This is a genomic window from Nocardia sputi (assembly GCF_023501985.1).
Map to the genome: position 1 here is coordinate 193,539 of NZ_JAMFLC010000014.1, position 25,334 is coordinate 218,872.

Annotated in this window: 23 protein-coding genes; 13 read left to right on the forward strand and 10 right to left on the reverse strand. The window is 68.9% G+C overall.

Going from position 1 to position 25,334, the window contains the following annotated elements; genetic code table 11:
* Positions 1-26: 26 nt before the first annotated feature.
* The 4 genes from M8859_RS19260 to M8859_RS19275 are packed head-to-tail and all read right to left on the reverse strand — an operon-like array spanning position 27 to position 3,602.
* Entirely contained in the window at positions 27-1,001 is a 975-nt protein-coding gene (locus M8859_RS19260; protein ID WP_159927519.1) for a glycine betaine ABC transporter substrate-binding protein, read from the reverse strand.
* Entirely contained in the window at positions 998-1,762 is a 765-nt protein-coding gene (locus tag M8859_RS19265) for an ABC transporter permease (RefSeq protein WP_249644630.1), read from the reverse strand. Before M8859_RS19265 ends, M8859_RS19260 begins: the two co-directional genes overlap by 4 nt.
* Positions 1,759-2,958, reverse strand: a complete 1,200-nt coding sequence (locus M8859_RS19270; RefSeq protein WP_249644631.1) for an ABC transporter ATP-binding protein — start codon at positions 2,956-2,958, stop codon at positions 1,759-1,761. Before M8859_RS19270 ends, M8859_RS19265 begins: the two co-directional genes overlap by 4 nt.
* Complete coding sequence (locus M8859_RS19275) at positions 2,955-3,602, reverse strand: ABC transporter permease (RefSeq protein ID WP_249644642.1); 648 nt, start codon at positions 3,600-3,602, stop codon at positions 2,955-2,957. Before M8859_RS19275 ends, M8859_RS19270 begins: the two co-directional genes overlap by 4 nt.
* A gap of 195 nt (positions 3,603-3,797) precedes the next feature.
* Here M8859_RS19275 and M8859_RS19280 point away from each other — a divergent pair, with 195 nt between their 5' ends.
* From M8859_RS19280 to M8859_RS19290, 3 genes are all read left to right on the forward strand, one after another.
* A complete protein-coding gene (locus M8859_RS19280; RefSeq protein ID WP_249644632.1) occupies positions 3,798-4,391 on the forward strand; it encodes a CHAP domain-containing protein in 594 nt (197 codons plus the stop codon).
* A gap of 230 nt (positions 4,392-4,621) precedes the next feature.
* Positions 4,622-5,743 (forward strand): hypothetical protein, encoded by a 1,122-nt coding sequence (locus M8859_RS19285; protein WP_249644633.1) that lies wholly within the window; start codon positions 4,622-4,624, stop codon positions 5,741-5,743.
* Positions 5,744-5,921: 178 nt separating this feature from the next.
* Positions 5,922-6,635 carry a DUF1906 domain-containing protein gene (locus M8859_RS19290; RefSeq protein WP_159927502.1) on the forward strand — a complete coding sequence of 238 codons (714 nt, stop codon included), beginning with the start codon at positions 5,922-5,924 and terminating at the stop codon, positions 6,633-6,635.
* A gap of 98 nt (positions 6,636-6,733) precedes the next feature.
* Here the strand turns inward: M8859_RS19290 and M8859_RS19295 are convergent, their stop codons facing one another.
* A complete protein-coding gene (locus M8859_RS19295) occupies positions 6,734-7,093 on the reverse strand; it encodes a hypothetical protein (RefSeq protein ID WP_159927500.1) in 360 nt (119 codons plus the stop codon).
* 129 nt (positions 7,094-7,222) lie between these two features.
* On the reverse strand, positions 7,223-8,023 hold the full coding sequence (locus M8859_RS19300; protein WP_159927498.1) for an Rv1157c family protein: 801 nt from the start codon (positions 8,021-8,023) through the stop codon (positions 7,223-7,225).
* Between the two features lie 253 nt (positions 8,024-8,276).
* On the opposite strand from M8859_RS19300, the gene M8859_RS19305 reads away from it, so the two are divergent.
* The gene (locus M8859_RS19305) at positions 8,277-9,575 is read left to right on the forward strand and encodes a mannosyltransferase (RefSeq protein ID WP_159927695.1); all 1,299 of its coding nucleotides are present in this window, start codon (positions 8,277-8,279) and stop codon (positions 9,573-9,575) included.
* 34 nt (positions 9,576-9,609) lie between these two features.
* On the opposite strand, the gene M8859_RS19310 is transcribed toward M8859_RS19305, so the two are convergent.
* Together M8859_RS19310 and M8859_RS19315 are read right to left on the reverse strand one after the other, a co-directional pair.
* Positions 9,610-9,909, reverse strand: a complete 300-nt coding sequence (locus M8859_RS19310) for a 4a-hydroxytetrahydrobiopterin dehydratase (protein WP_249644635.1) — start codon at positions 9,907-9,909, stop codon at positions 9,610-9,612.
* A gap of 50 nt (positions 9,910-9,959) precedes the next feature.
* The gene (locus M8859_RS19315) at positions 9,960-10,136 is read right to left on the reverse strand and encodes a hypothetical protein (protein ID WP_085997124.1); all 177 of its coding nucleotides are present in this window, start codon (positions 10,134-10,136) and stop codon (positions 9,960-9,962) included.
* Between the two features lie 231 nt (positions 10,137-10,367).
* Between M8859_RS19315 and typA the strand changes: the two genes are divergently transcribed.
* From typA to M8859_RS19340, 5 genes are all read left to right on the forward strand, one after another.
* Positions 10,368-12,266 (forward strand): translational GTPase TypA, encoded by a 1,899-nt coding sequence (gene typA, locus M8859_RS19320; RefSeq protein WP_195072065.1) that lies wholly within the window; start codon positions 10,368-10,370, stop codon positions 12,264-12,266.
* An 854-nt stretch (positions 12,267-13,120) separates the two neighbouring features.
* Positions 13,121-14,899 (forward strand): ABC transporter family substrate-binding protein, encoded by a 1,779-nt coding sequence (locus M8859_RS19325; RefSeq protein WP_321212706.1) that lies wholly within the window; start codon positions 13,121-13,123, stop codon positions 14,897-14,899.
* The gene (mshB, locus tag M8859_RS19330; protein WP_159927490.1) at positions 14,896-15,783 is read left to right on the forward strand and encodes an N-acetyl-1-D-myo-inositol-2-amino-2-deoxy-alpha-D-glucopyranoside deacetylase; all 888 of its coding nucleotides are present in this window, start codon (positions 14,896-14,898) and stop codon (positions 15,781-15,783) included. Before M8859_RS19325 ends, mshB begins: the two co-directional genes overlap by 4 nt.
* A 167-nt stretch (positions 15,784-15,950) precedes the next feature.
* Positions 15,951-16,109, forward strand: a complete 159-nt coding sequence (locus M8859_RS19335; RefSeq protein WP_195072063.1) for a hypothetical protein — start codon at positions 15,951-15,953, stop codon at positions 16,107-16,109.
* On the forward strand, positions 16,106-16,543 hold the full coding sequence (locus M8859_RS19340; RefSeq protein ID WP_195072062.1) for a hypothetical protein: 438 nt from the start codon (positions 16,106-16,108) through the stop codon (positions 16,541-16,543). Before M8859_RS19335 ends, M8859_RS19340 begins: the two co-directional genes overlap by 4 nt.
* A gap of 44 nt (positions 16,544-16,587) precedes the next feature.
* Here M8859_RS19340 and M8859_RS19345 read toward each other — a convergent pair whose 3' ends face one another.
* Both M8859_RS19345 and M8859_RS19350 read right to left on the reverse strand, forming a co-directional pair.
* A complete protein-coding gene (locus M8859_RS19345; protein WP_195072079.1) occupies positions 16,588-18,114 on the reverse strand; it encodes a PH domain-containing protein in 1,527 nt (508 codons plus the stop codon).
* Positions 18,115-18,197: 83 nt separating this feature from the next.
* The gene (locus M8859_RS19350; RefSeq protein ID WP_249644636.1) at positions 18,198-18,695 is read right to left on the reverse strand and encodes a PH domain-containing protein; all 498 of its coding nucleotides are present in this window, start codon (positions 18,693-18,695) and stop codon (positions 18,198-18,200) included.
* 456 nt (positions 18,696-19,151) lie between these two features.
* Here M8859_RS19350 and M8859_RS19355 point away from each other — a divergent pair, with 456 nt between their 5' ends.
* The 4 genes from M8859_RS19355 (at position 19,152) to pruA (ending at position 25,332) form a co-directional block, all read left to right on the forward strand.
* A complete protein-coding gene (locus M8859_RS19355) occupies positions 19,152-21,767 on the forward strand; it encodes a bifunctional FO biosynthesis protein CofGH (RefSeq protein WP_159927476.1) in 2,616 nt (871 codons plus the stop codon).
* A gap of 348 nt (positions 21,768-22,115) precedes the next feature.
* Positions 22,116-22,439, forward strand: coding sequence for a ferredoxin (fdxA, locus tag M8859_RS19360; RefSeq protein WP_159927474.1), 324 nt, complete (start codon positions 22,116-22,118; stop codon positions 22,437-22,439).
* A gap of 8 nt (positions 22,440-22,447) precedes the next feature.
* Positions 22,448-23,557, forward strand: a complete 1,110-nt coding sequence (dapC, locus tag M8859_RS19365; protein WP_249644644.1) for a succinyldiaminopimelate transaminase — start codon at positions 22,448-22,450, stop codon at positions 23,555-23,557.
* 137 nt (positions 23,558-23,694) lie between these two features.
* On the forward strand, positions 23,695-25,332 hold the full coding sequence (pruA, locus tag M8859_RS19370; RefSeq protein ID WP_159927472.1) for an L-glutamate gamma-semialdehyde dehydrogenase: 1,638 nt from the start codon (positions 23,695-23,697) through the stop codon (positions 25,330-25,332).
* Positions 25,333-25,334 lie beyond the last annotated feature (2 nt).

Genomic DNA, 25,334 nt, shown 5'->3' on the forward strand with positions numbered 1-25,334 from the left:
CCGACGCGCAGACCCGAGGACCCGGCTCAGCGCGCGGTGACGAACCCCTGGGCGATCATCCAGTCCCGCGCCACCTCGGCGGGTTCGCGTCCGTCCACGTCGACTTGGCGGTTGAGCTCGGTGATGGCCTCGTTGGTGAGGCGCTGCGAGATCGGCGTCATGACCGCGGCCACCTGCGGATGCTCGTCGGCGAAGCTTTTGCGCATCACCAGCGCCGCGTTGTACTTCGGGAAGAAGCCGCGATCATCCTGCAACAGCACCAGATTCAGCGCCGGGATGCGTCCGTCGGTGGCTGCGACGGAGCCGAAGCGGCACTGCTTGCCGTCGGCGGTCGCCTGGTAGACCACCGCGTCCTGCACGATCCGCTTGCTCACTTTGCCCGCGTCGATCTCGTATTTGCGGACCAGACCCGGAAACCCGTCCTGGCGGACGTTGAACTCGGTGCCGACGCAGATGGACGCGGCGGCCGGATCGGCGGCGGCCAGTCCCGCGTAGTCCGACAGCGTGCGCACGCCGGTCTCCTGAGCGGTGCGCGCGCTCATGACCAGTGCGTAGGTGTTGTTCATCGGCGCCATCGCCGTCCACACCATGCCGTGCTCGGCGAGGTCGGCCTCGCGCACCGCCTCGAACTGGCCGATCTCGTCGGGCACCGGCGTCTCGTTGCCGAGGTAGTTGATCCAACCGGTGCCGGTGTACTCGTAGGCGAGGTCGATCTGCCCGTGCAGTTGGGCGTCGCGCACGCTGTTGGAGCCTTGGATGTTGGTCAGGTCGCGTACGTCGGCGCCCGCCGCGGTGAGGGCGAATTCGATGAGATACCCCAGGATGTTCTGCTCGGTGAAATCCTTCGAGCCCACGGTGATGCGCACGCCGTCCAGTTCGGGGATCGGGCCGATGCTGCCCGGCCCCACCCGCAGTGGCACCGCGCCGCCGGACTCGAGTCCGCAGGCGGCCACAAGCGCCAACCCGAGCCCGAGCGCGAATACCCGCCACACCCGGGTCATTCGAGCCCACTCGGCCCGAGGAATTCCTCTGCGAGCGCGCCGAGCCAGTCCACCAGCAAGGCCAGTGCCACCGCGAGCACCGCGCCGACCACCAGGGTGACGTTGTCGCGCAGCTTGTAACCGGTGTCGATCAGGATGCCGAGCCCGCCCGCGCTCACCAGGAACGACAGCGTCGCGGTGCCGACCGCGAGTACCAGCGAAGTGCGCAGCCCGGCCAGGATGTAGGGGACCGCCAGCGGGAATTCGATGCGGCGCAGCACCGTCACGGCCGACATCCCCTGTCCGCGACCGGCGTCGACGAGCGTCCGGTCCACCTGCTGGTAGCCGAGGATGGTGTTGCGCAGCACCGGAAGCAGCGAGTAGAACGCGATCGGCGCCACCCCGATCCAGAAGCCCGTGGTGCGGGTGGCCAGATAGAACAGCACGATCAGGCCGATAGCCGGTGCGGCCGCGCCGATGTTCGCGACGCCCACGAAAACCGGGGCCGAGCGGCGGAACCCCGGTCTGGTGAGCAGGGTTCCCAGCGGGACGCCGATCGCGACCACGATCAGCACCACGGTCGCGGTGATCAGTACGTGCTGCCAGGTGACCGTCGCGACGTTGCCCGCGTTCAGACTGGCTTGCTGCGTGACAGTCAGGTCGCGGGCGAAGGCCCACACCAGCACGCCCGCGGTGAGCGCGAGGACGAGCACGGGCTGCACGACCAACCGGATGCGCTCGCCTCTGCGCTGGGTGGCGGGCGCCGCGGTAAGGGCGGTCATGGTGCGCCGTCCGTCGCGGCGGCGTCGGCTCCGTGCTCGGTCCGCAGCGCCGCCAGGTGGCCGACCAGGGTGTCGATGCTGATCAGCCCGGCGTATTCGCCGCGCGTGCCGGTCACCACCGCGGTCGCGCTCCGCTGGGTCAGCAGCGCCTCGAGCGCGTCCTGCAGGGTGGATTTCAGCGACAACGTCTGCGTCACGGGCGATCCGAGGTCGCCCAGCGAGTCGGCGTGCGCGAGCTGCGCGGTCGAGACCCAGCGGCGTGGACGGCGCTGACCGTCCAGCACCAGTGCCCACGGCCGGTCCCGGTCCGCCAGCGCGGCGCGCAGCGCCTCGGCCGGGTCCTGCTCGGTGGCGGTGGGGCAGTCGCCTAGTTCGACGTCCTGGACCCGGGTCAGCGTGAGCTGTTTGAGCGAGGCGTCCGCGCCGACGAAACCGGCGACCGTCTCGTCGGCAGGGTCGGCCAGTATCGCGGCGGGCGTGTCGTACTGCAGGATCCGGGATCGGTCACCGAGCACGGCGATGCGATCACCGAGTTTGACCGCCTCGGTGAAATCGTGGGTGACGAAGACGATCGTCTTGCCGAGTTCGCCTTGCAGGCGCAGCAACTCCTCCTGCAGCAGTGCCCGGGTGATCGGATCCACCGCGCCGAACGGTTCGTCCATCAGCAGCACGGGCGGGTCGGCCGCCAGCGCTCTGGCCACTCCGACGCGCTGCTGCTGGCCGCCGGAGAGCTGGCGCGGATAGCGGTCGCGGAAGGTGTCCGGGTCCAGACCCACCAGCTCCAGCATCTCCTCGACCCGCGCCGAGATACGCCGCCGGTCCCAGCCGATCAGGCCCGGCACCGTCGCGACGTTCTTCGCCACCGTCAGATGCGGGAACAGGCCCGCCTGCTGGATCGAATAGCCGATGCCGCGCCGTAGCCGATCGGGATGGATCGTGGCCGCGTCGCGGCCGTCGATCGTGATGGTGCCCGCGGTCGGCTCGATCAGCCGGTTGATCATCCGCATGGTGGTGGTCTTGCCGCAGCCGGACCGACCGACCAGGACCACGATCTCACCGGCCGGGATGGTCAGCGAGACGCTGTTCACGGCCGGATCACGCTGGCCCGGATAGTGTTTGGTCACCGAGTCGAGCACGATCTCCACACCGGAGACGACGGATCCGGCGAGCTGGCCACGGTTTTCGGTCTCGGTCACGCCAGTCCCCTCGAAGTGGTGAGTCGTCCGATCAGGACGTAGATTCCGTCGAGTACGAGGGCGAGCACGACGACGAGGATCGTGCCGACCAGCGCCTGCGGCAACGCGTTCGGACTGCCGAGGCGGGCGAGCCCGGAGAAGATCAGATTGCCGAGCCCGGGACCTTTGGCGTACGCGGCGAGGGCGAGAATTCCCATGATCAGCTGGGTGCTCACCCGCATTCCGGCCAGGATCGCGGGCCAGGCCAGCGGCAATTCGATCCGGGTGAGGACCCGCAGCCGGTTCATCCCGACTCCCCGAGCCGCGTCGGTCACGGCCGGATCCACCGAAGCGAGTCCGATGATGGTGTTGCGCATGATCGGTAGTAGCGCGTACACCACGAGCGCGGTGATCGTCGGCGCGACACCCAGGCCGAGGACCGGGATCAGGAGACCGAGCAGCGCGAACGACGGAACGGTGAGCACCGCGCCCGCCAGCGCGGAGGCGATCGCGGAGCCGAACGGGCTGCGGTAGACCAGCACTGCGACCAGCACCGAGACGACCGTGGCCAGCAGCACCGATTGCACCACGGCCGAGACGTGCAGATAGGAGTCGACCAGCAACTGGTGTCGCCGGTGCACGAGGAATGTCCACAGCGTGTCCAGGGCGGTACCTCCCCATCGGCCGGCCTATCCGGAGACTAGCGCGGTTTCCCGGCGCCGTAGGCGATTTCGGCTCGCGCGGGCTGCCCTCGCCTCGGTTCTCGCAACCTTACGGGTGTCGCCGGGAACCGTTCGGGGCGCTCGGACGTCGAACATATGAGGTCGGGAACGACATCGCACTGAGGAATCGGGGGAACGATGACACGACAGCTCGGCTCGGCGCGGTGGATCGGGCTCGCGTTGGTGGTGCTCGGTGTGGCCGCCGCCATCGCGGGCGGCCTCTGGTGGCAGGACCGGGCGGACCGCGCGGCCGCCGTGGGGGAGCGCCTCACCGAGTTCCCCGATGTGGACCGTTCGGCTCTGGATGCGGCTCAGGCCGGGATCGTCGCGGTCGCCGAGCGCGAGTTCGCCGATCCGGGCGCGGGCACGAAATACGCGGAGGGAGTCGAGGAGGCGTGGTGTGCCGATTTCGTCAGCTGGGTGCTGCGCGAGGCGGGTGTGCCGCTGGCCAACCCGAATTCGGGCTCTTGGCGGATTCCCGGTGTGTACACGTTGCAGGAGTACTACGAGAGCGTCGGCCGGTTCGTCCCGATCGGGTCGGATTACCGACCGCGTACCGGTGACGTGCTGCTGTACGGGGAATCCAGCCCGTTCGGCCAGCACGTGAACATCGTCCTGCAGGCCGAGGGCGGCCGGGTGACCACGATCGGCGGCAACGAGTACGACGAGATCCGGCTTTCCCGCTTCGCGCTGGAGGACGTGCCCGGTCTGGTCGGTTTCGGACGATTGTGAAGCTCGCCCCACCTAGCGGAATCTGTCCGATATGCGCGTGAAACCGCGCGCCCGATGGTCCTACGATGGAGGCGGCGGCGCCCGGCAGCGCCGTCGCCGGTCCCCGCCCTGCTTCCCCCTCATCGGCAGGACGGGGATCCCGGGCCGAAGGAGCGCGCTCCCGGGTGGGACAAGATCGGTCGCGTAGCGTGTCGGGTGTCCATCGAGAGGTGAGGGTTCCGGGACTACTGATGCATCCGACCGACGAAGCGGCTGGCGCGCCTGTCTGGATCGACTACGCGGAGTTCGGTGAGCGTTTCGTCACGCACGCCGTGAACGCGGCTCGCATAGAGTCCGCAGTCTCCGGCATGACGGGTCGCGGCATGACCATCGGCCCGGTCTCGATCGGCCCGGCCGGACTCGCCGGTTTCGTCGCCGAGGGCAAGGTCGGCGCCCCACGCGTCCTCGACCGCGGTCCACGGGTGACCTTCGAGGTCACGATCCCGGTGTCGCTCACGCTGAAGGTGCTGCTCGGCGGCCGGAAGCTGCGACTGGAGGCCAGGGTCGAGATCGATCTGACGCTGCACGCTCGCACCGCCGAACCCGTGCTCATCGTCATCGACATCCCGCCGATCACCCAGCGCGACATCAGCTTCGTCCTGCGCGCCCAAGCGGTGGAGTCGGCGTGGGAGTGGCTGCTCGACCCGATCGCGGGGGTGGTGCAGCGCGAGGTCGCCTCCCGGGTGAACGCCATGCTGGCCGATCCGCACACCCGCCGCAACCTGGTCTTCGACATCGAGGCCATGGTCGCGGGCAGACGATCGGAGCATCGGCACAAGACCGCGTTCGACTGGATCGGCTACGGCGAGTTCGGTCATCGGTTCTTCTCCCGCATCGTGACGCGCGAACGGGTCTGCGACGTGGTGGAACGGTTGGCGGGCCGGCCGATCGAGGTCGGCCCGCTGCGCACCGGCCCCGGAGCCGTCGTGACCGTCCGGGGAGCGGTGCGGATGCCGCGCCTGGCGGACCGGTCGGCCGACCCGGTCGCATTCGACCTGACTCTGCCGGTGAGCCTGGACATCACGGTGGACGTCCTGAAAGCCAATCGCTACAGCGCAGACCTCGAAGTGCCGTTGGTGCTCACCGCACGAGCCGCCGACCCACTGCGCGTGGTGATCGATGTGCCGCCTCCGGACCCGGCCGACATTCGCATGGAGTTCACCGCCCACGGCGCGCGTGCGGCCGCCCTCGGTGCCCTCGCCCGGATGAAGAAGCAGGTAGTGGCGCAGGTGGCGGCGGTGATCCACAAAGAGTTGGCCGATCCGGCCATGCGCACCATCGACGTCGCCGCGCGCATCGACAGCGTCGCCTGACCGCATCTCCGTGCGCACTGTGTGGCAAATGTGAAACGTGTTTCTCCTGGGTCTAGCGGTTCCAATGTGAATGTGGTGAAATGAGTTCACGTTCGAGGCTCCCGGCGCGCGCTGAGGTTTGGGGAAGGCGCGCCGGGCACGCTGCCATCCAGGTCGGGGGTGCGCGAAGGAGTCCACGATGCGTTCCATCTCGGTATCCCGGCGTGATCTGTTCGTCTACGCGGCCGCCGCGGCCTTCGTCGGCGCGACCGCCGCGGCGGCTCCCGCGTCCGCGCGGCCCTCGCTCGGCACCCTGATCGATTACGCCGGCGGCGTTCCGTCGGCCACGGCGATCCGCGACGCGGGGCATATCGGCGTGATCCGCTACGTGTCCGATCGCAGGCCCGGCGCCGAGTGGATGGCCGGAAAACCGCTGCGCTCGGCCGAAGTCGATGACCTCAAAGCGGCGGGTCTGCACATCGTTTCGTGCTACCAGTTCGGCAAAGGGCCGACCGCGGATTGGCGCGGCGGGCTGGAGGCGGGCAAGCGGCACGCCGAGCGCGGGCTCGCGTTGCACCGCGCCGCCGGCGGCCCCGACAACGTGCCCATCTACGCGTCCATCGACGACAATCCTTCTCCCGTCGATTTCGCCACCATGATCGCGCCGTACCTGCTGGGCTGGCAGGCCGTGCTCGGCAAGGAGAACACCGGCGTCTACGCCAACACCCCGACCATCGAGCTGGCTCGCACCGCGGGATTGTGCTCCTGGTATTGGCAGCACAATTGGGGCACGCCGAAGGGGTTCGTGCACCCGGCCGCGCACCTGCACCAGTTCGAGATCGACAAGCGATCCATCGACGGGGTGGGGATCGATGTGAACAATGTGCTCACACCCGAGTACGGGCAGTGGTGAAGTACGGACAGTGGTGAAGTACGGACAGTGGTGAAGAAGGAACTCGCTGTCTTATAGACGGACTCCGCGACGGTCCGCCACCGTCTTCATCGGCTCACCTATGTCTGGCAGTGGCTCATCGGTGCGACGCGCAAGTCGGGCTCGTCGTCGGGGACGACCCGCAGGGTCGGGCGGCTGTCCGGCGCTTCGTGGTCGCCCAGCCAGGAGAACAGCGACCACCGGGACAGGCCGGAGAATGCGGAACCGAGGCTGGCGAACGAGAACGACGAGATCGCCGACCCGAACGATCCCACGGAACCGATCGACAGCACCGAGCCCACGCTGCCGATGGACAGGATCGAATAGGCCGACCCGATCGACAGGATCGACCCTTCCGAGCGGATCGACAGGATCGAGCGGTGCGAGCGTCGGCTTCGGATCGAATGACCGGTTCGTTTCGAACGATCGATGGTCGCCATAGTTAGCGGTCTACCACAGTCCGGACAGCTCGTGTGGCAGCGCGGCGGATCTGTTCGAGATCGTAGGGCGAAGTCCCGGAACGACCGAGGGCGGCGACCCCGACGGAGTCGCCGCCCTCGACCGAGGACTCAGCCTACGGTGAAGAACCCGAGCGTCGGCAGGAACGAGCAGGTCCGTGCCTCGGCATCGCCGGACTTGGTGGTCAGCGAGCCGGAGACGACCGCGACGACGCGGCCGAAGCCCGTGTCGGCGATCGCGGACAGCGTGGCGGGCCCGTCCGGGTTGATCTTGGCCTCGTCGGTCAGCGGCAGGACGCCGGACTGGCGGGTGTCCAGGTTGAGCCACTGCACCGTCATCGGCGGGTTCTGCACCGGCGTCGGCGCCTTGGTGCCGAGGGCGGTGAAGACGAACCCGGTCTGACCCGCCTGCGGGCCGGGCGGCGGCAACGTGGCCGGGCCGGGCACGGCCAGTGCGGTGCCCACGGAGTCGGCGGTCGGGCTGATGCAGCCCTTGCCGATGGTCGGGTAGAGGAATTGGGCGATCACCGGGCCGTCCTGCGGCACCTCGGGGCCACCGCCACCGCTGCCGTCCAGGAAGGTGATGATCCGTTCCAGCGTGGATTTGATCTGCGGCGGCAGGTTCAACGTGGCCAGCAGTCTGCGCGCCTGGTCCAGGATGGCCGACTGGGGGCCCGCGATGCCGGCCGGGCCCGCGATGTCCGCGGGGCCGGCGATGGCGCCGACGATGGCTGGGGCCAGGGCGGCCAGGGCGTCCACCGGCACGCCTTCGGGGACCATGGGGACGCTGTAGGTGGTCGCCTCGGGGGCGGGCGCGGGGGCCGCGATTGCTGTCGTCGGCGCGGCGAGCGAGGCACTCGCCGCGATGGCGAGTGCGGTCAATGCGATCCGCGATCCTCGGGTGCGAAGCACTGGTCTGGCCGTCCTTACCTCGGGTACATCTGGTTTCGATTGCTAAAAGCCATCGTTTCGGGGGTCACTCTAGGGACATTGCGGCTATGTGTACAGCCGCGCGTCCCGAAAGGGCGCTGTGGACGATCAGTGTTAGCAGAACATACCGCGCCTTGGTGTTACTGGTGTGAAAGTTGATGCAAATGTTATCGGTGGTTCGAGGGTGGAACCGACCGGATTCGCGCTGCGGTTAATCTAATCCGTGCCGTTCGCGTTGTCGCCAGAACACCCAAGTCCGGGCGCGCCGAACCGACGCACCGCACTCGAGCCGAAAGCCAGCGATTTGAATCGTCACCTCCGATGGGCTGTGTCGGCGCTGGGCCTGTCCGTGCTGGCCAGGTTGCTGTGGATGTTACTGTCTCCGAACGGGATGAACCTCGTCGACCTGCACGTCTACGTCGGTGGTTCGGCCGCTCTGTTGACCGATCACCTCTACGACTTCACCTACGCGGAGAAGACGCCGGACTTCCCGTTGCCGTTCACCTATCCGCCGTTCGCGGCGCTGGTGTTCTTCCCGCTGCACTATCTTCCGTTCACCGTGGTCGCGGTGGCCTGGCTGCTGGCCATCGCCGCGGCGCTGTACGCGGTTGTGCACATCAGCTTCGAGCTGCTGTTCGGGGCCGAGCGGCTGCGTACGCCGCAGTGGCGGGCCGCTACCGTCGGCTGGACCGCCTTGGGGTTATGGCTCGAGCCGGTGCGGACCACCATGGACTACGGCCAGGTCAACGTGTTCCTGGTGCTCGGCGGGATGCTCGCGGTGCGCAGTTCGCGATGGTGGGTCTCGGGCGGACTGGTCGGGATCGTCGCGGGGATCAAACTGACACCCGCGATCACCGGCCTCTATTTCGTGGCGCGCGGGCGGTGGGGGACCGTCGCCTGGTCGGCGGTGGTCTTCGGGGCGACGGTGGGCCTGAGCTTCTTGATCGCGCCGGTCGAGGCGCGTCGGTACTTCGGCACGCTGCTCGGGGACGCGGACCGGATCGGCCCGGTGGGCTCGGTGTGGAACCAGTCGCTGCGCGGCGCGCTGAGCCGAATCCTCGGGTACGACGTGGAGTCCGGCCCGTGGTGGATCGCGGCCGTCGCGGTGGTCGCGGCGCTGGCGTTCCTGGCGTGGCGCGAGCTCGGCGCGGACGACCGGCTCGGCACGCTGATCGTGGTGCAACTGTTCGGCCTGATGATCTCGCCGATCTCGTGGTCGCACCACTGGGTGTGGCTGCTGCCGACGGTGCTCTGGCTGGTCTACGGGCCGCTGCGCCGGGCCCCCGGCGCGCGGATCATGGCCGGGTATTGGCTGGTGACCATGCTCGTCGGCGCGCCGTGGGTGCTGTCGTTCTTCCAGGATTCGATCTGGACGATCTCCCGTCCGGGCGTGCTGGCCTGGCTCGGGGCCGTCGACGTCCTCGGCGTGGTGGCGTTCTACCTCTGGGTGATCCGCTTCGGACCCCGGCACGCGCGGTCGGGCCAGGACGAGGGCGCGCGCCTGACCGCGGAGGGCCCGGCGCGCGCCGCATAGGCACCGCCGCGCGTTCGGCTGGGAACTCGAAGGATCAGATATCGCGGTCGACGAGGCGATCTATTTCGTGAGCCAGGGCCACGTCCAGCGCGGTGAGCCCGCCCGCGGAGTGGGTGGACAGGCTGAAGGTGACGTTGCGCCATCGGATGTCGATGTCCGGGTGGTGGTCGGCTTCTTCCGCGGCCTCGGCCACTCGGCGCACGAGTTCGATGCCCGCCGGGAAGGTGGGCGCCTTGACGGTGCGGACCAGGTTGTCCCCTGATCTGGTCCACTCGGGGAGTTCGGTGAGAGCCTCGGCGATCTCGGTATCGGAGAGCAGTGTCTGTTGGGCCATAACGCTCCTTGCTACTCGCCTCGGGGCCGCCCCGGACGGGGCGGCGGGGGTCACGCTGCGCGCGCCTGCTTGAGTGCCTTCTTCAGATCCTTGCCGGTGATCCCGGCGGCTTCGCACTTCTTCATCCGCATGATGACCACGGGGCACTTCAAGCAGCGCGTCTTCTTCCGACAGCACTTCTTCTTCGGTTTCAGGCTGGAAACCTTCTTGGCTTTGACCTTGCCCACGGCGGTTAGCTTACCCTAAGTACAAAGCCTGAAACGCGGTGCGAACCGGACTGCCGGTAGGGTATAGCTGGCCGCGATGCCCGGTGAGTTTCGATTCTCCACCTGTTTGCGGGGAGCCCGGCGTGAGCGTCAGGATCCGGAGGCGGCAGCCCGCGTAACCACGCAGGGTTCCGCTCCCGTCGAACACCGAGCACCGTCAGCACCACCACCGAACAGCAGGAGGATTCAGGCGTGTCGTCTGCACGCGATTTTCGCAACGTCGCCATCGTGGCCCACGTCGACCACGGCAAGACGACGCTGGTCGACGCCATGCTGCGCCAGTCGGGCGCTTTCGCCGAACGGGCCGAGCCCGTCGATCGCGTCATGGACTCCGGCGACTTGGAGCGCGAGAAGGGCATCACCATTCTCGCCAAGAACACAGCGGTGCACCGGCACCACCCCGACGGTTCGGTCACCGTGATCAACGTCATCGATACCCCCGGCCACGCCGACTTCGGTGGCGAGGTCGAGCGCGGCCTGTCCATGGTGGACGGCGTCGTGCTGTTGGTCGACGCGTCCGAGGGACCGCTTCCGCAGACCCGGTTCGTGCTGCGCAAGGCACTGGCCGCTTCGCTGCCGGTGATCCTGGTCGTGAACAAGACCGACCGTCCCGACGCGCGCATCGAAGAGGTCGTCGAGGAAAGTCACGACCTGTTGCTGGATCTGGCTTCCGATCTGGACGACGCCGCCGCCGAGGCCGCCGAACTCGCGCTCGACCTGCCGGTGCTCTACGCCTCCGGGCGAGAGGGCAAGGCGTCCAAACAGCGCCCGGAGAACGGCAACGCGCCGGACGCGGAGAACTTGGACGCGTTGTTCGACGTGTTGCTGGAGCACATCCCCGCGCCGAAGGGCGACCCGTCCGCGCCGCTGCAGGCGCACGTCACCAACCTGGACGCCTCGGCGTTCCTCGGTCGTCTCGCGCTGGTCCGCATCCACAACGGCGAGCTGCGCAAGGGGCAGAACGTCGCGTGGATGCACGCCGACGGCGTCAAGCATGTGAAGATCACCGAACTGCTGCAGACGATCGGCGTGGAGCGCCAGCCCGGCGAGGTCGCGGTGGCGGGCGATATCGTCGCCATCGCGGGCATTCCGGAGATCATGATCGGCGACACCCTCGCCGACATCGACAATCCGGTCGCGCTGCCGCGCATCACCGTCGACGAGCCCGCCATCTCGGTCACCATCGGCACCAACACCTCGCCGCTGGTCGGCCGGGTGCAGGGGCACAAGCTCACCGCCCGCATGGTGAAGGCGCGCCTGGACCAGGAACTGGTCGGCAACGTGTCGCTGCGGGTGCTCGACATCGGCCGCCCGGACGCCTGGGAGGTGCAGGGGCGCGGTGAGCTGGCGCTGGCCATCCTGGTGGAGACCATGCGCCGCGAGGGCTTCGAGCTGACCGTCGGCAAGCCGCAGGTGGTCACCAAGCAGGTCGACGGCAAGGTGCACGAGCCGTACGAAGAGCTGACCATCGACTGCCCGGACGAGTACCTCGGCGCGATCACCCAGCTGCTGGCCGCGCGCAAGGGCAAGATGGTGCAGATGAGCAACCATGCCGCGGGCTGGGTGCGGATGGAGTTCATCGTCCCCTCCCGTGGCCTGATCGGCTTCCGCACCGACTTCCTCACCGAGACCCGCGGCACCGGCATCGCCAATGCCGTGTCGCACGGCTACGCGCCGTGGGCGGGCGAGATCCGGGCCCGGCACACCGGCTCGCTGGTCTCCGACCGGTCTGGCACGGTGACGCCGTTCGCCATGATCCAGCTGGGCGACCGCGGCCAGTTCTTCGTGGAGCCCGGCGCGGACACGTACGAGGGACATGTCGTCGGTGTCAACCCGCGCGCGGAAGATCTCGACATCAACGTCACGCGCGAGAAGAAGCTGACCAACATGCGCAGCTCGACCGCCGACGTAATCGAGACCCTGGCCAAGCCACTGCAACTGGATCTGGAAGGCGCGATGGAGTTCTGCGCCGTCGACGAGTGCGTGGAGGTCACCCCGGAAGTGGTCCGGGTGCGCAAGGTGATCCTCGGGCAGAACGAGCGTGCGCGGGAACTGTCCCGCCGCAAGGCGCGCGACCGCGCGGCACTGTAAACGCTTCCGTGCACGGAATCCGGTGTGGCTGCGGCTACGCCGGATTCCGTGGCTCGTCGCCGCGTGCATCCGTCGGGTCCGCACGATCGCGGTCCGGGAGCCGTGGATCGACGCGAGCAACCGGATGCCTCGGCAATTCGTTCCGATCAGTCGCTGATTTCGGTGTGCATCGATTCGGGAATTCGACTTCTTCGCGTCGGAGTCGTTTTGAAGTCGTAATTGAAGTATTCGATCCTCGGTCGATGCAATAGGAATATTTTCAACTCTTTCATGGCTGTCACGCACAATAGTAATCTGGGAACGATCGGTTCGAGGTGACGAATCGCTCCGCGGGTGGACGTGGTGGCTCGAGAAACCGACGAGGCTTCGCAACGGTATTTCATCTGAGAAAATCGCGGCCCGGCGTCGGATTCCAGTCGCCTCCTGCTCGATGTCGTCCACGCATGAGAGAGTTGTCGGTCCCACAAGCCTGTACAGGCGACGAAAACAGCTGGAAGCGCTGGTCTTACGAGAAGCTGTCCGGTACCTCGACGAAGACGAGTTTCTTTCCCCGGGCCTGTCGGATGCGATTGTCACTTCATGGTCGCTTGCTGCTGCCTCCGGTTTGCTCAGAGGCTATAGCGGCAGGTTCGGATTGTCCGTCACGCTGTTCGCCGATGTGTGGTCGGATATTGCGACGGTGTCGGGTGCGCCCGAATAGTTGCCCGGACTCGTTCCGTTCCGTTCGAGCGCTCGCACGGGCTCCGCGGAGCACTCGGTGTTTTCTCTGTCGATATCCGCTGGTCTGCGGCGTATTCCCCACTCGACTGCATGAATCTGCGAGCGGACTCGACCTTACGGTAGAGTTCCCGAGCGTGAAAGTGGGCGCAGGAAAACGCGCAGCGTGGCGCACGTTGTTGCCGGCCGTGGCAGTGCTGACGGTGATCAGCAGCTGTGCGGCGAACCCGCCGCCGCCCATCGAGAGCACCGACAGCCCGAAGACCACACCGGTCAAGCCCGCGGAGACCACCGTGGTCGTCGCCTTGGACACCATCGGTACCGCCTTCAACCCGCATCTGCGCTCGGATCAGTCCGCGGCCACTTCGGCGATCGCCTCACTGGTGCTGCCGAGCCCGTTCCGGCCGGTGCCGAATCCGGCGACGCCTGGTGCGACGGCCTGGGTGCCGGATTCGTCGTTGCTGGTCTCCGCCGAGGTGACCGCGCAGGAACCGTTCACGATCACCTACAAGCTGCGCAACGAAGCGTCCTGGTCGGACGGGGCGCCGATCGCGGCCGAGGACTTCCGCTACCTGTGGCAGGAGATGATCTCCGAACCCGGCGTCGTCGATCCGGCCGGATACCGGTTGATCTCGGATGTGAACTCCTCGGCGGGCGGCAAGACCGTCACCGTCGTGATGTCGCAGCCCTACCCCGGCTGGCGTGAGTTGTTCACCGATCTGCTGCCGTCGCATCTGCTCAAGGACGCGCCCGGCGGGTTCGCCCGGGGCATGAACGGTCAGGTCAACGGCGTCCGGGTATCCGGCGGGCCGTTCGGAATCCGCTCGGCGGACCCAGGTCGCGACGAGATGCTGCTGGAACGCAACGACCGCTTCTGGGGCACACCGGCGATGCCGGGTCAGATCCTGCTCCGCCGCGGCGGCACCACCGCCCAGCTGGCGGGCTCGCTGCGCACCGGTGACGTCCAGATGGCGCTGGTCCACGGGGGCGTGGCCACCCAGGCGCAACTGGCGGCGATTCCCTCGGTGCGCACCTCGATCATGCCGCAGTCGCGGGTGCTGCAACTGGCGCTCAACGGACGCAAAGGCGATCTGAGCGATCCGCGGGTCCGCTCGGGTGTGCTGGCGCTGCTGGATCCCGCCCTGTTGGCGACGGTGGGCGCGCAGACCGGCAATTGGGTGGAGCCGGCGCGAGCGCAGGTGCTCGCGCCGTCCGACCCCGGTTACACCCCGACCGCTCCGCCGCGACCGTCCGCGGAGGAGGCGTTCGCGCTGCTGGCCGCCGCGGGATACGGCCGGGCGCCGGAGCCGCCGCCCGCGACCTCCCCGACCTCGCCCGCGCCGCAGCCGCGCACCGTCGGGAAGGACGGCAAGCCGCTGGTCGTGCGCATCGGCGCCGTCGACCGGGACGCCACCGCCTTGGCCGTGGCCAACACCGCCGCCGACCAGTTGCGCAGCGCGGGCATCGACGCCACGGTGCGCAGTGCCGCCGCCGACGAGCTGTACGGCAAGGAACTGATCGAGGGCACGGTCGACGCGATCGTCGGCTGGGAGGTGGCCGGTTCCGATCCGGCGACCGTGCTGGCATCCCGATACGGCTGCCCACAGCCCGCGCTGCCGGGAGTCACCGGCCCGGCGCAGGCCATCGCCGAGGCCGCGCAACGTGCTCCGAGCAACCTGTCCGGTGTGTGTGATCCGGCCCTGCAACCCGCGATCGATGAAGCCCTGCGGGGCGGTGACGTGGGACGTGTGCTCGCCGAAGCGGAACCCAAACTGTGGGCGATGGCCACGGTACTGCCGATCGTGCAGGACAACGCGGTCGCCGCGTCCGGTCCCCGAGTGGACGGCGCCTCGCTCAGCGGCGCGATCCAGGTCGGCATCTTCGGTGACGCGTCCATGTGGCGCAGGATTCCGTGACCACGCCGACCGGTGGGCTATTGCTGGTACACGCCCACCCGGACGACGAATCGATCACCACCGGAGGCACGATCGCGCACTACCGGCGTCGTGGCGTGCCGGTCACCGTGGTCACCTGCACCCTCGGTGAGGAGGGCGAGGTGATCGGCGAGGAGTGGGCGCTGCTCGCCGCGGAGCACGCCGACCAGCTCGGTGGTTACCGCGTTCTCGAGCTGACCCGTGCGTTGGAAGCGCTCGGCGCGGGACCGCCGCGTTTCCTCGGCGGCGCCGGACGCTGGCGCGACTCCGGAATGGCGGGCACCCCCGCCGCGAACAAGCCGCGGGTGTTCGTGCGTTCCGGGGACGAAGCGGTGCGGGCTCTCACGGACGTGGTGCTCCGATTGCGGCCGCGTGTGGTGGTCGGCTACGACCCGAACGGCGGCTACGGTCACCCCGACCACATCCGGGCGCACGAGATCACCACGGCCGCGGTGCAGGCCGCCGCGGGCCAGGGCTGGGATACCCCGAAGTTCTATTGGACCGTCACCGACGCCGACATGCTGCGCCTGCACACCGCCGCGCTGGCCCGGCGCACGGCCGCCGGCCTGCCCGGCGCGCTGCCGCCCGGGTGGCGGCTGCCCGCCGAGGGCGAGCTCGCGAGCGTGCCCAGCCACGCGGTCACCACCACGATCGACGTCTCCGATGTGCTGACGGCCAAACGCGCGGCGCTGCGGGCGCACGCCACACAGGTCACCGTCGCGCCGTCCGGCCGGGAATTCGCGCTGTCGAACAATGTTGCCCAGCCGGTGCTGCCCGAAGAGCACTTCATCCTGGTGCGCGGGCGACGCGGCCCGCTCGGCCCGGACGGGCGGGAGCACGATCTGTTCGCCGAAACGGATCGATGAGACCGCGCCGACCGTGATCGAGGTCGCCCGGTCCGCATCCGAGCGAGCGGGTGTGCCGGTCATCGCCGTGCGCGTTGCATTCCCGGTGAATGCCGGGCGTTCGCTGAGCTCACGGTCGACCGGAGAACCGATCGTGCGGCTGGGAGCGCCGGAATAGACTCGGCAGTATGTACAACTGGGAGCTCCAGAACACGATCGCGGCGTTCGTCGACAGCATGAAGCCGCACGCGCAGCAGCAGCACGACCTGTATATGACGGTGCTGTACGCGTTCGCGGATATGCAGAGTCACCTGTTGACCCTCCTCGGTTACCCGCCCGTGCCGTGACGACGAAGGTCGACGACCAGGCAGGTGATCGCGCTCCCGCGGCCTCTGCGGCTCGCTTCCCGTTCGGTGCCGTTCTGGGCTCGGTGATCATCGTGTTGCTCATCCTGGATGCCCTGATCACCTTGGCGCTCGAGGTCTTGTATCTGCCGACTTACCTGGGTTCTCTCGCTTTTCCGGTCTCCGTCGTCGTGGCCGGGGTGGTGAACGTGCTGCTCGTCGCGGGTGTGGGATCGGTGAGCTCGCGCCCGGCGGTCCTGGGGCTCCCGCTCGTCGCGTGGGTGTTCGGCTTCCTGGTCTGCGCGAGCACCGGGCCGGGCGGTGACATCCTGCTCGGCAGTGACTGGCGGACGGCGCTGCTGCTGTTCAGCGGGCTGCTCCCGGCGCTGGCGTATATCTACATCTCGGCGAATGCGCGCGTCGCCGTTCGTCGCTGAGCGTGAATCGGACCGCCAGGGTCGTGACCACGGCGTCGAGGGCGTCAGCGCGCGCCGAGCACCCCGGGGGTGACGGCTTCGACGAGATCCCATGCCGCGTCGGCGGGGAGATCGACCACCGCGTAGCGCTTCTTGCCCGCCGCGGTCGCCGCGACCACCGTGGCGACTCCGGCGCGGCGCTGGAAGACGGTCTGGCGCACCGTCCAGCCGATGACGCCGGGCGCCTCCAGACAGTCACGGTCCCGGTCGAGTGATCCGGCCTGGGTGATCAGCCGAGTCGGGCTGGTAGCCGTGCGGGGGAGCACCGCGTGACCGAGGCCGCGGTAGCGGTCTTCGGCGAGCGCGAGCGCGATCGGCAGCGCCAGACCCGGCACCAGCCACCACCATGGCGAAAAACGCTCGCCCGCGAGCAGCACGTAAGCCATCACCGCGGCGACGAGGACGACCGGCGCGAGCGCTCGGGTATGCCTGCGCCGCCGCGCGGACGGACCATGGGTGAGCAATGGCGCGCTGCCGGGTGCGAGGACAGCGTCCGCGCCGGTGGGCACCGCGCCTGACCGGACGGCGATGTCGTCGTCGCTCACCTCGCCGGGGGCGAGCAGATGGCCGAGAGTGTGCTCGACAGCGCGCCGCGGGGCTTGCGGGAGGATCTTCTGCCTCGGTTTCTCCCCGGTCATGATCGCTTCTAGTTCGGCGCCGCCCGCCAGGCGTAGCAGCAGCGGTTCCTTGACCGTCGCTCCGCGCAGCCGCGCCCGATCGAGGGTGATCTGGCGGGTGGTGAACAGGCCGTGGCGCAGGTGGAGGGTCTTGCCGTCGTCGCGGACGCGCAGCCCGAAATAGGTGGTCAGATAGTGTGCGCACGCGGCGGCGCTGACCACCAGCACGATGGCGCACAGCAGCGCGGCCCCGGCGAGCACGAGGACGAGCGCGCCGCCGTCCTCCACGTCGTGCACCGCGTCCGACCGGAATACGACCTCGCCGAGCCCGTATTGCAATGCGAGACCGACGATCGGAGCGATGATCGCGAACCCGGTCAGCGACAGCGGAGCGTAGCGCACCCACGCGGGACTCCAGTGCCCGATCTCGCGCGCCCGGGTTCGCGTTGTAGCGAATCCACCGGACGTGTTCTGCTGCAACGTCTTTTGAAAGTCGGGCACATCCGCGCGGTCCGCCGTATGGGCGAGCAGCGCGGCGCGCAACGGCGGTACGACCCGGGCGTTCAAGGCGTCGAGCTTGAACCGTTCACCCGAATCCGCTTGCTGGCCGGTCCCGATCGCCAGCACCGCCAGCCCGAGAACCCGGTGCAGCAGGTCCGCTTCGATGTCCACCGAGCGGATCCGCGATCGCGGCACCGAGAGTCTCTTGCGTTCCAGCAGCCCGGTACGCAACTCGACGTGCGTGGGCCCGACCCGGTACGTCGTGGTGAACCAGCGGGTCAGCGCGAACCCGACGATCAGTACGACCGGGATGACGGTCCACACATGGTTGCCGCTGCTGGTGCCGAGGATCACCGAACCGACGAGCACCGGGATGAACTTCACCACCTCGGTGATCGGATGGACCAGCAGCATCCGCTTGTCGAGCCGCTGCCACGGCTGCTCGGCCTGCGCGGCGCCCGGCTCGCGCGTGCCATCGCCCGCCGCCGGCTCGCCGCTCACGTCGCGTCTCCGCGATGCTGGGCGGCGATCCGGGTCAACCGCGTCACGGCTTCCTCGGCGACCGGCAGGTCGAGCGCGCCGATCTGGACCGCGCCCGCGGAGGACGCGGTGGTCACGGTGACGGTCGCCAGGCCGAGCAGGCGCTCGAGCGGTCCGCGCTCGGTGTCGACGGTCTGCACCCGCGAGATCGGCGCGACCCGGCTCTCCTGGGTGAGCCAGCCGACCCGGGTGTAGACCGCCTCGTCGGTGACCTTCCAGCGGTGCACAGCGTAGCGCCACCAGGGCGCCACGCCGATGTTCACCGCCGCAGGCACGAGCGCGACCAGGAAGAACCCGAGCTGCCAACCGCGGTGCCCGGAGTCGAGCGCCACCCAGACCAGCAGCGCCGCGAACGGGATCGCCCAGGCCAGCGCGGCCTGCGCAGTCCACAGGAGCCGGGCCTTCGGACTGGGACGCCAGGCCGGATCGGCCATGATCGTGCGCGGCTGCGACATGCAGCCATGTTTGCACGACGACGTGGCCGCTGTCGCAGGTAATCGTCAGCGGCTCACGTGGATCTCCCGCGACTCCGACGGCGGGTACGAGGCGCCCGACCAGCCATGGGTAGGAATGCAATTCGCCTTGTTCGCAATGGTTTCGGGCTGGTCGAGACTCCCTGGCGCATGCGACGGCACGATCACCGGAGGTATCACACCCCACGGGATCGCAGAACGCACGTCCACCCGAACGAGGACGGTCGACTCGGCGGTGCTCACCGAGGCCGGTGCCGATGGCCGAGCGCGGGCACCGCGCCGTGCCCTGGAATAGGCCCGGGCATCCCGCAGTTGTCAACGCTCAACGGCGCCCGTGTCCATCGCGAGTGCCGTGTGAGCGGAGTGTTCGCCCGCGCGGCTGGTCCGCTTCGCCTCACTGTGGAGCACTGGAGGGAGACAGTTCCGGATGTGTAGCGCATGATCGAGGGCGTGACCGACCTACCGAACCCGAGCGTTCCGTCCGCGCCGCCCAGTCCATCGGCCATGCGCCGGGCGCTGCGCAGGGCCCGCGACGGTGTCACGTTGAACGTGGACGAGGCCGCGGTGCTGCTGCACGCGACCGGTGACGATCTCGCCGACCTCTGTCGCAGCGCCGCCCGGGTGCGCGACGCCGGCCTGGCGTCCGCGGGCCGTCCGAAGACGATCAGTTATTCCCGCAACGTCTTCATCCCGCTGACGCGGCTGTGCCGGGACAAATGCCACTACTGCACCTTCGTCACGGTGCCGGGCAAACTGCGCGCCGAGGGCAAGGGGATGTTCCTCGAACCCGACGAGGTGCTCGACATCGCGCGGCGCGGCGCGGCGCTCGGCTGCAAGGAGGCGCTGTTCACGCTGGGTGACCGGCCCGAGGATCGCTGGCCGGAGGCCGCGCAGTGGCTGGACGAGCGCGGCTACGACTCCACGCTGGACTACCTGCGCGCCGTATCGATCATGGTGCTGGAGGAGACCGGTCTGCTGCCGCACCTGAACCCGGGCGTGATGTCGTGGGAGGAGATCGCGCGGCTCAAGCCGGTGGCGCAGTCCATGGGCATGATGCTGGAGACCACCGCGACCCGGTTGTTCACCGAGAAGGGCAACTGCCACTACGGCAGCCCGGACAAGGACCCCGCGGTGCGGCTGCGCGCCATCACCGACGCGGGCAGGCTCTCGGTGCCCTACACCACCGGCATCCTGGTCGGCATCGGTGAGACGATGGCGGAGCGGGCCGAGTCGATTATGGCGATTCGCAAGCAGCACAAGGCTTTCGGACACATCCAGGAAGTCATCATCCAGAACTTCCGCGCCAAGGACGACACCGCCATGCGGGACGTGCCGGACGCGGGCCTGGAGGAATTCCTCGCCACCATCGCCGTCACCCGCGTCCTGCTCGGACCCGACGTGCCGGTGCAGGCGCCGCCGAACCTGGTCTCGCACGCCGAGTGCCGCGCGCTGATCGAGGCGGGCATCGACGACTGGGGCGGCGTCTCCCCGGTGACGCCCGATCACGTGAACCCGGAACGGCCGTGGCCGAATCTGGACACGCTGCGGGAGATCACCGAGGCGGCGGGCTATCAGCTGGTCGAGCGGACCTCCGCGCACCCGAAGTACGTGCGCGCGGGCAACCCGTGGGTCGATCCGCGGATCGGCGCGCACGTCGCGGCGCTCACCGACCCGGCCACCGGGCTGGCGAAGTCGGACGCTGTGCCGGTCGGCCTGCCCTGGCAGGAACCGGACGAGTCCTGGGAGTCGGCCGGGCGCGTGGACCTCAACACCGCCATCGACACCGAGGGCCGCAACACAGAGCACCGCAGTGACGCGGCGCTCGGGCAGGAGGTCGTCGGCGCCTTCGGCGACTGGGACACCATCCGCGAACAGGCCCGCGATCTCGCCGTCACGACGCCGCAGCGGCTGGACGGCGACGTGCTGGCCGCGTTGCGCTCCGCCGAACGCGATCCGGCCGGGCTCAGCGACGCCGAGTACCTCGCGCTGGCCACCGCCGACGGCGTCGAGCTGGACGCGGTCGCCGCGCTGGCCGATCAGTTGCGCCGCGACACCGTCGGCGACGATGTCACCTACGTGGTCAACCGGAACATCAACTTCACCAACATCTGCTACACCGGGTGCCGGTTCTGCGCGTTCGCCCAGCGCAAGGGCGACGCGGACGCGTTCACGCTCAGCACCGACGAGGTCGCCGACCGAGCCTGGGAGGCGCACGTCGACGGCGCGACCGAGGTGTGCATGCAGGGCGGCATCGACCCCGACCTGCCGGTCACCGGCTACGCGGACCTGGTGCGGGCGGTCAAACAGCGGGTGCCCTCGATGCACGTGCACGCGTTCAGCCCGATGGAGATCGTCAACGGCGCCTCACGCGGCGGCCAGAGCGTCCGGGACTGGCTGGTCGCGCTGAAGGAGGCCGGCCTGGACACCATTCCCGGCACCGCCGCGGAGATCCTGGACGACGAGGTGCGCTGGGTGCTCACCAAGGGCAAACTGCCCACCTCGGCGTGGATCGACGTGATCACCACCGCGCATCAGGTGGGCCTCCGCTCCAGCTCGACGATGATGTACGGCCACGTGGACAACCCCGAGCACTGGGTCGGGCATCTGCGGGTGCTGCGCGGAATCCAGGACGAGACCGGCGGCTTCACCGAATTCGTGCTGTTGCCGTTCGTGCACCAGAGCGCGCCGCTGTACCTGGCGGGCGCGGCTCGGCCGGGGCCGACCAACCGGGACAACCGCGCCGCGCACGCGCTGGCCAGGATCATGCTGCACGGCCGCATCCACAACATCCAGACCAGCTGGGTCAAGCTCGGCACCACCGGCACCCGGGTGATGCTCAACAGCGGCGCCAACGATCTCGGCGGTACGCTGATGGAGGAGACCATCTCCCGGATGGCCGGCTCGCAGCACGGCTCGGCCAAGACCGTCGCCGAACTGGTCGAGATCGCCGCCGGTATCGGGCGACCGGCGCGGGAGCGGACGACGACCTACGGCGTCCCGCAGCACAAGAGCCCGTCCGCCTCTCCGGGTCTCCAGGCAGTCCTGGTCAGGTGACGTTCAGGTCTGGGTGCCGCCCGAGTCACCGATATGTCGGCGGGCCACCCCAGGACTGGTACCGGCGACGACGATAGTTTCCGGCCCGCGGTGCGATCGGGTTTCCGGTCCTCCGCGGGCATCGGGTGACCGGCGCAATGACGGGCCGGCTCTCACCACGCTCCGGGACGACCTCGTACAACGTGGCGACCACCGCGTACGCCAGGTGGCGGAGTGAAAATCGGCCGTCGCGGCGGCGTGCGCGATACCGGAAGTTAGGGCAGGCTGACCAGTAGTAACGTGGGGTGCCGGGATAGGGTTTCGCCGGGCGGACTATCCCGCAGGCGAGGACAGACTAGGAGAGCGGCAGTGCCGTACATCATCGCTGAACCGTGCGTTGACGTGAAGGACAAGGCATGCATCGAGGAATGCCCCGTGGACTGCATCTACGAGGGTGGTCGCATGCTGTACATCCATCCCGACGAATGCGTGGACTGTGGTGCATGTGAGCCGGTGTGCCCGGTGGAGGCGATCTTCTACGAAGACGACACCCCGGACCAGTGGGGCGGATACGTGAACGCCAACGTCGACTTCTTCGACGAGCTGGGCTCGCCCGGCGGCGCCACCAAGGTCGGCAAGGTCGACTACGACCCGCCGTTCATCAAGGAACTGCCCCCGATGGCGAGTGAGTGAGCCCTGACGTGTCACCGCGTGGCCGGGTCAGCAGTCTGCTGCCCGATTTTCCCTGGGACACCATCGCCTCGGTGAAGGCGCGAGCGGCCGCTCACCCCGGCGGAATCGTCGACCTGTCCGTCGGCACTCCGGTCGACCCGGTCGACCCGCTGATCCGGACGGCGCTGAACTCCGTCGCCGCGGTCCCCGGATACCCGACCACGCATGGCACCCCCGAGCTCCGCGCGGCCGCGGTCGACGCGCTGAAGCGGCGCTACGGGATCACCGGACTCGAACCCGCGGCCGTGCTGCCCGCGATCGGCACCAAGGAGCTGATCGCGGGCTTGCCGCGGCTGCTCGGCCTCGGCTCGGCCGACCTGGTCGTCATCCCCGAGGTCGCCTATCCCACTTACGAGGTCGGCGCACTTCTGGCGGGCGCGCAGGTGCTGCGCGCCGACGGATTGACCCGCCTCGGCCCGCAGAATCCCGCGCTGATCTACGTGAACTCGCCCTCCAACCCGACCGGCCGGGTACTCGGCGTCGATCATCTGCGCAAGGTGGTCGCCTTCGCACGGGAGCGCGGCGCGATCGTCGCCTCCGACGAGTGCTACCTGGGATTGACGTGGGAGGGTCGCGCTGTCTCCTTGCTCGACCCGGAGGTGTGCGAAGGCGACCACACCAACCTGCTGGCCGTGCATTCGCTGTCCAAGACCTCCAACCTGGCCAGCTACCGTGCCGGTTTCGTGGCGGGTGACCCGGAGCTGATCGCCGAGCTGCTCGAGGTGCGCAAGCACGCGGGCATGATGGTGCCGTTCCCGATCCAGGCCGCGATGACGGCCGCCCTCAGCGACGACGCGCACGAGGCGCGCCAGCGTGAGCGGTACCGGGCCCGGCGCGAAGTGTTGCGAAACGCGCTGGAGCGAGCCGGTTTCCGGATCGATCACTCCGAGGCGGGCCTGTATCTGTGGTCGACGCGCGGCGAGCCGTGCCGGACCACTTTGGACTGGCTGGCCGACCGCGGCGTCCTCGCCGCTCCCGGCGACTTCTACGGTCCCGGCGCGAGCGAGCACGTACGGATCGCGCTGACCGCAACGGACGAGCGCATCGCTGCGGCGGCCGAGCGACTGGCCGCGGGCTGACCCCCGGGAACGTTTCGCACGAGCGCGGCACCTCGAATAGGGTCGGCCGACGGCACCGGCGACGGGCTGCTCGATTCCACGGCCATCCGGGTGTGTCGGCGTCCGCGCGCGCCCGGCCCGGAGGGCTAGCCTGAGGTATGGACGCTGTCACGGTTGTCCCCACGCCCCGCAACGAACCGGTGCGCACCTACGCGCCCGGAAGTCCCGAACGGGAGCTACTGCTCGGCAGACTTGCCGAGCTGTCCGCCGAGCCCGTCGACGTGCCGCTGGTGATCGGCGGCAAACATCGTCCCGGCATCGGTGCGCGGCACGACATCGTCGCACCGCATCGGCATCGCCAGGTGCTGGGGACCTACACCGACATCACACATTCGGAAGCGCACGGCGCCATCGACGCCGCGATCGCGGCCGCACCGGGTTGGCGGGCCATGCCGTTCGAGGAACGCGCCGCGGTGCTGTTGCGCGCCGCCGACCTGCTGGCCGGTCCGTGGCGGGAGACGGTCGCGGCGGCCACCATGCTCGGGCAGTCGAAGTCGGTCCAGCAGGCGGAGATCGACGCGCCGTGCGAACTGGTCGATTTCTGGCGGTTCAACGTCGCCTTCGCCCGGGAGATCCTGGAGCAACAGCCCCAGTCCAGCGCGGGGGTGTGGAACCGGATGGACTACCGGCCGCTGGAAGGGTTCGTCTACGCCATCACGCCGTTCAACTTCACCGCGATCGCCGGGAATCTGCCGACCGCGCCCGCGCTGATGGGCAACACGGTGGTGTGGAAGCCGTCGCCGACGCAGACGTTGTCGGCGTTCCACACCATGCGGCTGCTCGAGGCGGCGGGCTTGCCGCCCGGCGTGATCAACCTGGTCACCGGCGATGGAGTGCAGCTGTCGGAGGTGGCGCTGGCCGATCCGCGGCTGGCCGGTATCCATTTCACCGGTTCCACCAAGACCTTCCAGTACCTGTGGCAGCAGGTCGGCGCGAATATTGCGCGTTACCACGGCTATCCGCGCCTGGTCGGTGAAACGGGCGGCAAGGACTTCATCGTCGCGCACTCCTCGGCCGATCCGGACGCGCTGCGCACCGCCCTGATTCGCGGGGCCTACGAGTATCAGGGCCAGAAGTGTTCGGCGGCTTCGCGCGCCTACATCGCGCGGTCGGTCTGGCGCGCGATGGGAGATGAGTTCCTGCACGAGACCGGGGAGCTCAGCTACGGTGACGTCGCGGATCTGTCGAATTTCGGTGGCGCGCTCATCGATCGGCGCGCGTTCGACAAGAACGTGGCGGCTATCCGGCGCGCGGTGGACGCGGGCGTCACCATCCCGGTCGGTGGCGCCTACGACGACAGCGAAGGCTGGTTTGTGCGGCCGACCGTGTTGCTGGTGGACAACCCGCACGACGAATCGTTCGCCACCGAATACTTCGGGCCGATCCTGTCGGTGTACGTCTACGACGACGCCGAGCCCGGCGCCTACAGCGCGATTCTCGCCGAAGTCGAGTCGGCGGCGCCCTATGCGCTGACCGGCGCGGTGTTCGCGCAGGACCGGTACGCGGTCGAACAAGCCGACGCCGCACTGCGGTTCGCGGCCGGCAACTTCTACGTCAACGACAAGCCCACCGGCGCGGTGGTCGGTCAGCAGCCCTTCGGCGGGGCGCGCGCCTCCGGCACCGACGACAAGGCCGGTTCACCGTTGAACCTGCTGCGCTGGGTCGCGCCGCGGACGATCAAGGAGACCTTCGTACCGCCCGTGGACCACCGCTACCCGCACATGCGGGGTGAGTAGGG

Bases quoted from the DNA above. Each gene is read 5' to 3' on its own strand.
- M8859_RS19260 (WP_159927519.1), bottom strand. From the start codon at position 1,001: ATGACCCGGGTGTGGCGGGTATTCGCGCTCGGGCTCGGGTTGGCGCTT.
- M8859_RS19265 (WP_249644630.1), bottom strand. From the start codon at position 1,762: ATGACCGCCCTTACCGCGGCGCCCGCCACCCAGCGCAGAGGCGAGCGC.
- M8859_RS19280 (WP_249644632.1), top strand. From the start codon at position 3,798: ATGACACGACAGCTCGGCTCGGCGCGGTGGATCGGGCTCGCGTTGGTG.
- M8859_RS19285 (WP_249644633.1), top strand. From the start codon at position 4,622: ATGCATCCGACCGACGAAGCGGCTGGCGCGCCTGTCTGGATCGACTAC.
- M8859_RS19290 (WP_159927502.1), top strand. From the start codon at position 5,922: ATGCGTTCCATCTCGGTATCCCGGCGTGATCTGTTCGTCTACGCGGCC.
- M8859_RS19295 (WP_159927500.1), bottom strand. From the start codon at position 7,093: ATGGCGACCATCGATCGTTCGAAACGAACCGGTCATTCGATCCGAAGC.
- M8859_RS19310 (WP_249644635.1), bottom strand. From the start codon at position 9,909: ATGGCCCAACAGACACTGCTCTCCGATACCGAGATCGCCGAGGCTCTC.
- M8859_RS19335 (WP_195072063.1), top strand. From the start codon at position 15,951: ATGTACAACTGGGAGCTCCAGAACACGATCGCGGCGTTCGTCGACAGC.
- M8859_RS19345 (WP_195072079.1), bottom strand. From the start codon at position 18,114: ATGCTGCTGGTCCATCCGATCACCGAGGTGGTGAAGTTCATCCCGGTG.
- M8859_RS19350 (WP_249644636.1), bottom strand. From the start codon at position 18,695: ATGTCGCAGCCGCGCACGATCATGGCCGATCCGGCCTGGCGTCCCAGT.
- M8859_RS19355 (WP_159927476.1), top strand. From the start codon at position 19,152: ATGATCGAGGGCGTGACCGACCTACCGAACCCGAGCGTTCCGTCCGCG.
- pruA (WP_159927472.1), top strand. From the start codon at position 23,695: ATGGACGCTGTCACGGTTGTCCCCACGCCCCGCAACGAACCGGTGCGC.